The organism is Clostridium tarantellae (assembly GCF_009295725.1).
Classification (GTDB): domain Bacteria; phylum Bacillota; class Clostridia; order Clostridiales; family Clostridiaceae; genus Sarcina; species Sarcina tarantellae.
Map to the genome: position 1 here is coordinate 1 of NZ_WHJC01000120.1, position 9,973 is coordinate 9,973.

At 23.1% G+C, this 9,973-nt stretch carries 10 protein-coding genes; 9 read left to right on the plus strand and 1 reads right to left on the minus strand.

Going from position 1 to position 9,973, the window contains the following annotated elements:
- Nucleotides 1–241 precede the first annotated feature (241 nt).
- From GBZ86_RS08950 to GBZ86_RS08990, 9 genes are all read left to right on the plus strand, one after another.
- Nucleotides 242–973, plus strand: a complete 732-nt coding sequence (locus GBZ86_RS08950; protein WP_152889849.1) for a glycerophosphodiester phosphodiesterase — start codon at nt 242–244, stop codon at nt 971–973.
- Nucleotides 974–1,231: 258 nt separating this feature from the next.
- Nucleotides 1,232–1,618: an ArsR/SmtB family transcription factor gene (locus GBZ86_RS08955; protein ID WP_152889852.1), complete on the plus strand. Its 387-nt coding sequence runs from the start codon at nt 1,232–1,234 to the stop codon at nt 1,616–1,618.
- Nucleotides 1,618–1,989 carry a NifB/NifX family molybdenum-iron cluster-binding protein gene (locus tag GBZ86_RS08960; RefSeq protein ID WP_152889854.1) on the plus strand — a complete coding sequence of 124 codons (372 nt, stop codon included), beginning with the start codon at nt 1,618–1,620 and terminating at the stop codon, nt 1,987–1,989. The genes GBZ86_RS08955 and GBZ86_RS08960 overlap by 1 nt, the downstream gene beginning before the upstream one ends.
- A gap of 153 nt (nt 1,990–2,142) precedes the next feature.
- Complete coding sequence (locus tag GBZ86_RS08965; RefSeq protein ID WP_152889857.1) at nt 2,143–2,622, plus strand: PIN domain-containing protein; 480 nt, start codon at nt 2,143–2,145, stop codon at nt 2,620–2,622.
- Between the two features lie 205 nt (nt 2,623–2,827).
- Complete coding sequence (locus GBZ86_RS08970) at nt 2,828–3,592, plus strand: DeoR/GlpR family DNA-binding transcription regulator (protein ID WP_152889860.1); 765 nt, start codon at nt 2,828–2,830, stop codon at nt 3,590–3,592.
- Nucleotides 3,593–3,635: 43 nt separating this feature from the next.
- A complete protein-coding gene (locus GBZ86_RS08975; RefSeq protein WP_152889863.1) occupies nt 3,636–4,421 on the plus strand; it encodes an HAD family hydrolase in 786 nt (261 codons plus the stop codon).
- A 200-nt stretch (nt 4,422–4,621) separates the two neighbouring features.
- Complete coding sequence (gene cls / locus GBZ86_RS08980) at nt 4,622–6,124, plus strand: cardiolipin synthase (protein WP_152889875.1); 1,503 nt, start codon at nt 4,622–4,624, stop codon at nt 6,122–6,124.
- A 299-nt stretch (nt 6,125–6,423) separates the two neighbouring features.
- Nucleotides 6,424–6,657 (plus strand): hypothetical protein, encoded by a 234-nt coding sequence (locus GBZ86_RS08985; RefSeq protein WP_152889866.1) that lies wholly within the window; start codon nt 6,424–6,426, stop codon nt 6,655–6,657.
- Nucleotides 6,658–6,882: 225 nt separating this feature from the next.
- Nucleotides 6,883–8,886, plus strand: a complete 2,004-nt coding sequence (locus tag GBZ86_RS08990; RefSeq protein WP_152889869.1) for a sensor histidine kinase — start codon at nt 6,883–6,885, stop codon at nt 8,884–8,886.
- A gap of 70 nt (nt 8,887–8,956) precedes the next feature.
- On the opposite strand, the gene GBZ86_RS08995 is transcribed toward GBZ86_RS08990, so the two are convergent.
- Entirely contained in the window at nt 8,957–9,883 is a 927-nt protein-coding gene (locus GBZ86_RS08995; RefSeq protein WP_152889872.1) for a DMT family transporter, read from the minus strand.
- Nucleotides 9,884–9,973: the final 90 nt, after the last annotated feature.

The following is a 9,973-nucleotide window of genomic DNA, read 5'->3' on the forward strand; positions in this document are numbered from 1 at the left end:
ATAAAATAAAATTTATAAATTTTCTATGCTAAAATGAAAATTCTTTAAAAAAATAAACACCAAACCATATATTTAGATATTTTTATCTTCTAAAAAATAGTTTGGTGAATAATTCGGGTTAATAAATACAGAGCTTTTTTGTATAAAATTATTATTTGAAAATTTGAGTTAAATAAAGATTACTTCTATAATTAAACTAATATTTATTTTATAACAAATATAGTATAGGTAGGTGATATAAATGATAAATTTTGCTCATAGGGGAGCTTGTGGAGATTTTCCTGAAAATACAATGTTAGCATTTAAAGCTGCTATAAGGTTAGGTGCTACAGGTATAGAATTAGATGTTCAAAAAACTAAAGATGATAAGCTTGTAGTAATTCATGATGAAGACATAGAACGTACTTTTAAAGGAAAAGGATTAGTAAAAGATTATACATTAGAGGAGCTTAAAAAGTTTAAGTGTAGAAAGGTATTATTTGAAAATAATGAGGAATGTGTAATTCCTACTCTAGAAGAAGTATTAAAGTTAATTAAAGAAACTGAAATATATTTGAATGTAGAATTAAAAACTGATGAAATTCAATACATAAATATTGAAGAGGATGTTATATATCTACTTAATAAGTATAATTTAAAGAATAGAACAATTATATCTAGCTTTAATCATACATCTTTAGAAAAATGTAAAGAGATAGATAATGAAATTTCCACAGCATTGCTTTATGAAAGTGCTATACATAATATAATAGATTATGCTAAAAATTTAAAAGTAGATGCTCTCCATCCAGCTTTAGCATTAGTAACTGAAGAACTAATAAAAAAAGCACATGAAAATAATTTGAAAGTAAATATTTATACTGTAAATAATCCTAAAAACATGAGAGCGTTAATAAAAGAAAATGCAGATGGAATATTTACTGATTACACAGGACTTTTAAAAGATATTATAGAAGAAAATAATGATATTTAAAAGAATAGTAAATATATTCGAGTAAATTATTAAAGTTTAAAATTATTAGTGAGATAATATTTGTTTAAGATTGAGAGCATTTTTTATGAAATTTTTTAAAATATAAAACAATATGTTTTTATAAGAATTAGAGAGAAAATAAAAGCATTAGCCACTTAAATTATACAAATATTACTAAATATAATATTGTAAAAATTAATTAAGTATATTATAATTTAATTAAGTTAATGCTTAACTAAATTATTTAGAGGGAATTATATGAACGAAAGAGTTAAAGTTTTTAAAGCAATTGGTGATGAAACAAGAATAAAGATATTAGTTTTATTATCTAAGAAAAATATTTGTGCTAAGGGAATTGCTAGGCATTTAAATATATCAGAGGCAGCAGTATCTCAACATATAAAAGTACTAAAAGATGTTGATTTAATAAAGGGTTATAAAAAAGGTTATTACGTCATGTATGATCTAAACAAAGAAGTTTTAGAAAATGCTATTAATTTTATGAACTTATTAATAAATGATGACATAAGTTCAATTAATAATAAACTAGATTTACAAATAAAAGATTTTAACATCTCACAATGTAAAGTTAGTTGTAAAGCAATGAAAAGTTGCTGTAAAAAATTTAAGGAGGAAGAAGAATAATGAGAATTTGTTTTCCAGTAAAATCTAATGAAGGAATGAAAAGTATACCCTATGGACATTTTGGAACAGCACCAATGTTTGTAATATGTGACTTAGATAAAAATGAGGTTACAACAGTAGGAAATGGCGATTTAGGTCATGAGCATGGAAAATGTCAACCAATAAAAGCTTTATCTGGAGAAGTTGTAGATGCAGTAGTTGTTGGGGGCATAGGTCAAGGAGCTATAGTTAAATTAAATTCTATGGGAATTAAGGTTTATAAAGCTGAAGAAGGAGATATAGAAAATAATTTAATTTTATTAAAAGAAGGAAAGTTAGTACCTTTTGCAAGTACTCATACATGTAATCATGATGGATGTTCACATCACTAAAAAAATTAAAAATTAAGAAAAACTGTATTTATATTTTAATATAAAATATAAATACAGTTTTTTATTTAATATATTTAAATAAATATTTTAAAACAGTATATATTATAGTATAAAAAGAATATACTATTAATAAAAGAATAAGTGGTGATGTAAATGAGTAAAACTAAGTACTTGCTTGATTCTAATGTAATAATTAAAATTTGGAATAGATATCCAGAATTGTTGCGCACTATAGATAATAGGAATGATATGGAGTATTTTATTTCAAATGATGTAGCTATTGAATTATCAAGAAAGGAGTACACAGTATACAAAAATCAATCTGTATTATCCGATAGATTTTTAAAACTTCTTTCTCATATGTTAGAGATTAATGAAGAAAAAAATATGGATAATATAAGGAGGAAGTTTGACTTAAAGATCACCAATGGTGGAAACACCTTTTATATTAATGGAAATAAAATATCAAAAGTAGATTTTAATTTAATTTCTATATGTAACGAAAGTGAAGAATATATTCTTGTAACTGATGATAAAAAATTATTAAATAGTGCTAAAATAATTTTAGGAAAAAAAAGATGTTATAATAGCAATGAGTTTATTTTATTTTTAAATGAATTAGTTGTATGTTAAAAAAATTATAAATTTATATTAATTACTAAAAAGACTTGGTGGTAAAAATTCTCATCAAGTCTTCTTATTATTTAATAACATTTAAGTTGAAGTAAAGAAAAAAATATTATAAAATAATAATAAATAATAATGAATGATTTAAAATAATAATAAAATATAAAAAAACTTTCATAATATACATTAAAATAAGAAAGGAAAAAAGATTATGTTTACTGAAGAGCGATTAAATGAAATTTTAAAGTTATTAAGAGAAGATGGAAAAGTATTGGTTAAAAATCTTAGTGAAACTTTTGGAGTATCTGAAGGTATGATAAGAAAAGATTTACAAAAATTAGAAAAAGAGGGCTTGTTAAAAAGAACTTATGGAGGCGCTATTTTAGAAAGAAAAATAGTATATGATGATAGTATATTATATAGATTAGCTAAAAACATAGATAGGAAAAATGGAATTGCTAATATAGCTATAAATTTAATAGAAGAAAATGATGTAATATTCTTAGATGCATCTAGTATTAATTATAGTATTGCAGCTATGCTTTCTAGTATTTCAAAGAAATTAACTTTAATAACTAACATGAACAGAATCGCTATTATGTTTGATAATAATCCTTTTATAAATGTAATATGCATTGGTGGAATTTATAATAAAAATTTAGGAGCAACAATAGGATCAGTTGCAATTAGTGAAATAGAAAGTTATAGAATAAATAAAAGTTTTATTGGAGCTGGTGGAATAAATATAGAAAATAATTTTATAAGTAACATAGATTTAGATGAAGCTATGACTAAAAAAGCAATAATAAAAAATAGTAAAAATATATACATTGTAATGGAAAATGAAAAATTTTATACTGATTGTTTTTATAAATTTTCTAAATTAGAAGAAATAAATGCTATTATAACTGATAAAAAGCCTGAAGATAATATTATGAATAAGTTAATAGATAAAGAAATTTCTATAATATATTAGTATAAAAAATACATTATCAATATAGATAAAGTGGAGGATATTAATGGTAAAATTTATCGCAACAGACATGGATGGTACATTATTAAATAATAATGATGAAATTAATCCTGAGTTTTTTGATATATTTAAAAAACTTAGAAAAAATGGAGTAATATTTGCAGCAGCTAGTGGTAGACAATATTATAATCTTTTAAAAAAATTTGAAAAAGTAAAAGATGATATGATGTTTATTGCTGAAAATGGAACATTCGTTGTATATAAAGGTAAGGAATTAGTTGCTAATCCTTTAAAAAGAGAAATTACAGACAACCTTATAGACATAGGAAATAACATAGAGGATGCATATTTAGTTGTATGTGGGAAAAAATCTGCTTACATAAAGTCAAAAGATGAGAAATTTGTAAAAGAAGTTGCAAAATATTATGAAAGATATAAAATAGTTTCAGATTTTAATAATATTAATGATGATATTTTAAAAGTAACACTTTGTGATTTTAAAGGTTCTGAAAAAAATAGTTATAAATATTTTAGTAAATACAAGGACAAGCTACAAGTGACAGTTTCAGGAGAAATATGGCTTGATATAACAGCTAAAGGTGTAAATAAAGGTGTGGCTATGGATAAAATAAAAGAAACCTTAAATATTAATTATGATGAAGTTATGGTTTTTGGTGATTATTTAAATGATTTAGAGCTTATGAAAAGTGGATACTATAGTTATGCTATGGAGAATGCTCATAAAGATTTAAAAAAAGTAGCTAGATTTATTGCTAAAAGTAATAATGAAAATGGAGTAGTAGAAAAAATTAAAGAAGTTTTAAATTTATAATATATAAGTTTCAATTATAAGCTGTCTATTTTTTAGGCAGTCTTTGTTATTTAAAATATAATTTAAATTATATAAGCATAAAAATATATATGTTACAAAGATGTTCTTTAAGAAAAAAATGGTTATAATATAATTATATAAAATTTAAAAGGAGTATTTATAGCGTTGTGAGAAAAGTATTAGGTTTTTTATTTAATAGAATGACTATAATTGGTTTACTTATTTTTATTCAGTTTGTAATTTTAATTTTTGGTATATGGAAGTTATCTGAATCCTTTGTATATTTTTATGTATTTTTTATTATATTAAGTGTAATAGTAGAAATTTATATTATAAGTAGAAAAGATAATCCATCTTATAAATTAGCATGGACAATACTAGTTTTAGCTTTACCTGTATTTGGTGGTTTATTTTATTTGCTTTTTGGTGGAAATAAAACTAATAAAGGTTTTAGAAAAAGAATGATTAAGTCTTTAAATAATATAGAGCCATTATTAGTACAAGATGAAAAAATAATAAATGAGATTGAAAAAAATAGCAAAACAGCAGCAAATCAAGCTAATTACATAAATGGATATTCTTCTTTTCCAATATACAAAAATACACAAACAGAATATTTATCGCCTGGAGAAATATTTTTTGAAAAGTTAAAGGAAGAACTTAAAAAAGCAAAACATTATATTTTTATGGAATATTTTATAATTCAAGAAGGAGAAATGTGGAATAGTATATTAGAAATATTAGAGAAAAAGGTTAAAGAAGGTGTAGATGTAAGAGTTATGTATGATGATATGGGGTGCATAAAAACATTACCTCATAAATATAATGAAAGTTTACAAAATAAGGGTATAAAATGCTCTATATTTAATCCTTTTGTTCCTTCTCTTTCCATGATAATGAATAATAGAGATCATAGAAAAATAACAGTTATAGATGGACATACAGCCTTTACAGGTGGAATAAATTTAGCTGATGAATATATAAATTCTATAGTTAGATTTGGCCATTGGAAGGATGCTTCAATTATGTTAAAAGGTGATGCAGTGTGGAATTTAACTTTAATGTTTCTACATTTATGGAATTTTGGTACAAATGAAAGTGAAGCTTATGATAAATACAGACCCAATAGGTACTATAAAGAAAGTTTTCAATCAGATGGATATGTGCAGCCTTATGGTGATAGCCCTTTAGATGGTGAAATTGTAGGAGAAAATGTATACCTTAATATAATTAATAAAGCTAGAAATTATGTATATATAACTACTCCTTATTTTATAGTTGATAATGAATTAATAACAGCACTTACACTAGCTGCTAAAAGTGGTATAGATGTAAGAATTATTACTCCACATATTGAAGATAAGTGGTATGCACATATAGTAACTACTGCATATTATGCTCAATTAATTGAATGTGGAGTTAAAGTCTATGAATATACTCCTGGATTTATACATTCAAAAACATTTGTGGCAGATGATGAAATAGGAACAGTTGGAACTATAAATATGGATTATAGAAGCTTATATTTACATTTTGAATGTGGAGTATGGTTATATAAAACTAAATCTGTAATGCAAATAAAAGAAGATTTTTTAAATACCTTAAAAGTTTGTGAAGTAGTAACTTTAGAAGATTGTAGAAAGATTAAATGGTCTAATGTATTTGTAAGATCAATACTTAGAGTGTTTGCACCACTTATGTAATAAATATAGATATTTCTAGAAAACACTATGAAATTTTTGTTTGAATTTTATAGTGTTTTTCATTAATTTTAAATTTTAATAAAAAAATAAGAATTTTGTAATAAAAATTAAATTGACTTATATAAGTGTAAAAGTTATACTTATAGTGATTAGTTTGACTGTCAAAATAAATTAGTGTTGTAGGCTATATGTCTTATCCATCAACGGTGAAGTAATACGTCTATACGAATAAGGCTTTTAGCAAACTTCTACAAGTGAGGGTCATTCACAAAGAAAATAAGAAGTTTGGAGGAACAATTATGAAGAAAAAAACTTTTTTAGTTGGAGCTCTTTCTGCTGTAGCTTCAATAACAGCAGGAATATTAGTAAAGAAAAAATATAATGAAAAGAAAAAACAAAATTTACTAAAAAACAAAAAAAATATAATGTTTACAACTTCATTTACTGATTTGTATGATACATATGAAGACAAAGAAGGTCTTTTATCAGAAGAAGATATCATAAATGAAATAAGGAAAGAAACTTCTATTTAAATTTTAATAGTACATATATAAATAGTTAAAATATAAAGGTTTTGTAAAGATATTTAAAAGATTGTTATTATACAATTTTTAAAATATCTTTTTTATTTTAAATTATAGTAATAATAAATAAAATTTTGAAAAAAAGAAGAAATTTATCGAAAAATATAATTTAAAAAAGAAAAATGTGATAATATTATAAGTATAAAATATTATCAAAGAATAAAGAGGAACTATATGAAATTAGAAGCCATTGAAGAACAGTATAAAAGTGAAACACATAAATTAATTAAATATACCTTAGGTGGAACTTTAATTTTTTTATTGACTACAATTATAGGCATTTCTATTAGCGATATAAATTTAATTCGTCAATATGGACTTATAGAAGATATAAATGGAATAAATTGTGTTACAGGATTAATATCTATAGCATGTTGTTGGATGTATTATTATATGTATAAAAATAATGAGTTTTTCATATTAACTTTAAGTTATATTAGTATTTTTATAGAATATATATTTGTAAATTATGTTTTATTAGAAATAGTAGCGGTAAATAATAGATTTTCTTTAACAATAATGTTTCCTTTCTTTTTTAGAGTGATTTTTCTTACATTAGCTATATTTAATAATAGTAAATTAGCTAAATTAGTATTAAAATGTAAAAGAGTATCTTTGTTAGTTACTATTTTACTTAATATTTTAGGTATTTGTTTAGAATTTCATTTAAGAAAATATTTTGATTTAATAGATCATATAGGAATTATTACTAATATAAATTTATGTTTAATAATATATTATTGTATACTTTTATTTATGCTTTCTAGGAGATGTTTATTAAGAAATGAATTTGTATACACTATAATTATAGCTAGTATAAGTATTTTTACTATAAGAAGAATTTATATATTTAGTTGTTTTAGTAAGTATTATTCTAGAGTAGAAGAATATAATAGATATTTATCTTTTATAGGATTTTTAATATTATTAATAGGTTTATTTGTAGAAATGGTTAGGAAAGTTAAAGAAAGTGAAAGATTAAATAGAGAAATTAAAAATAATGATACCATGTTATTAACAATTACAGAGAATATAAAAGATTTAATATTTACAGAAGATTCTAATGGAAATATAGTATATGTAAATAAATCAGTTTTATCTAATTTAGGATATGAAAAATCGGAGATAGAAAAATTAAATTATAAGGATATATTATTAGAAGAGAAAAATGTGTTAAAGAATAAAGATAAAGATATTATGCTTGTACAACAAAAGTGGAAATGTAAAAATGGTAAAATTTTTTCTACTGAAGCAATTAAAAATAATATTTTAGATGAAAAAAATAATATAATAGGTACTGTAATAGTAGCTAGAGACTGTAGTTTCAGAGAGCAATTAGAAAAATTAGAAAAACAATATAATGAAATAAAAGAGCTTGAAAGAATAAGAAGTCAGTTTTTTGCTAATCTTTCTCATGAAATTAGAACTCCAATAAACATACTTTATTCTTGTGTTCAACTTTTAGAAAATCAAAAACAACATGGAAATGATAATTTAGCTGAATCTTATAAAAAATATGATAATACTATAAAGCAAAATTGCTTTAGAATGTTAAGACTTGTAAATAATCTTGTTGATATTACTAAAATAGATTCTGGGTTTCTTCAAATGAATTATGTAAATTATGAAATAGTTAGTTTAGTTGAAAATATAACCTTGTCTATTGTTCCATATGTGGAAATAAAGAATATAAATGTGCTTTTTGATACTTATGTAGAGGAAATTGAAATTAAATGTGATCCAGAAAGTATTGAGAGAATAATGCTTAATATACTTTCAAATGCAGTTAAGTTTACTAATAAAAATGGAAATATATTAGTAGAAATGGATGCGGATGATGAATGGGTTACTATAAAAATTAAGGATGATGGAATAGGAATTCCAAAGGAGTTAAGAAAAGCAGTATTTGAAAGATTTGTTCAAATAGATAAATCTTTAAATAGAAAAAAAGAAGGTAGTGGAATAGGATTAGCTTTAGTTAAATCTTTAGTAGAACTTCATAACGGACAAGTTTATTTAACTGATAATGATGATAAAGGAAGTGAATTTATTATTAAGCTTCCTAATATAAGGTTAAAAGAAACAGAAACTAGCAGTAAAAACATAATTGAAGCTGTACATAAACCAATTATACAAAAAATATCTATAGAATTTTCAGATATATATGAATTATTCTAGAATTTAAAATAAAACTATGAAAATTATAGTTAATTATAAATTTCATAGTTTTAATATATTATAAAAGGTACTAATTAATGCCTATTATTTCCTTAGATTTTAGTTCATCTTCATTTTTATTATTAGCTGAAACAAGTATACCTACACCAAGGAATATAAGAGCACAAGCTATAAGTTTAAGAAGATTAAAATTTTCTCCTAATATTAATGTTCCACAGATAACACCTGTAATAGGTTCAAATGTACTTAATATTGAAGCTGTTGAAGCACCAATATGTTTAATACCTACTTGTAATAAAGAAACAGCCACAAAAGAGCAAAGTATTGCTATTAAAATTGTTAATCCCCATGACTTTGCAGTAAGGTTAAATATAGTTAATTCTTTTGTAAATATGCCATAGATACCTACAATAGCAGATACTACAATAGCGATATAAAAAGATGCTTTAAATGGATTTAAATCTTTTAATCCACTTTTATCCATAAAAATTATATAAAAAGCATAAGTAGCACCAGAAAATATAGCTAAAGAAATACCCAATGGTAGGTTAGCTGATGTAGTTTCACCACTCGTTCCAAAAAAGCAACAAATTCCTAACGTAGCTATAATAAGTGCTATTAATTTTTTCTTACCTAAACGTTCTTTAAAGAAAATCACACATCCTAATGTAACAAAAATAGGATATACAAAATGAAGAGTACTAGCTATTCCTACATCTATATAAGCAAATGAAGTATTAAGCGTAACTGTAGTTACAGCAGCACCTATAAAGCCTAATATAAAAAAATTAAACAATTCTTTTTTTGTAATTTTAATTGGAATTTTTTTGATTTTTAAAACAATAAATAAAATTGGAATACATATAAAACTTCTTAAAAAAGTTAATGTAACAGCATTACTACCACCATCACCATAAGTTATAGGAGATAGGGTAAATGCAAAACCAAATATAATTGCTGATAAAATAGTAAGTAAAATACCTTTTGATTTATTCATGATAATCCCCTTTTTGTTTTAAATATTAATAATAGTTTTTAGTTTTAATCAACAGCTATAATTGTAACTTTTTAATTATTAAAAGTATAG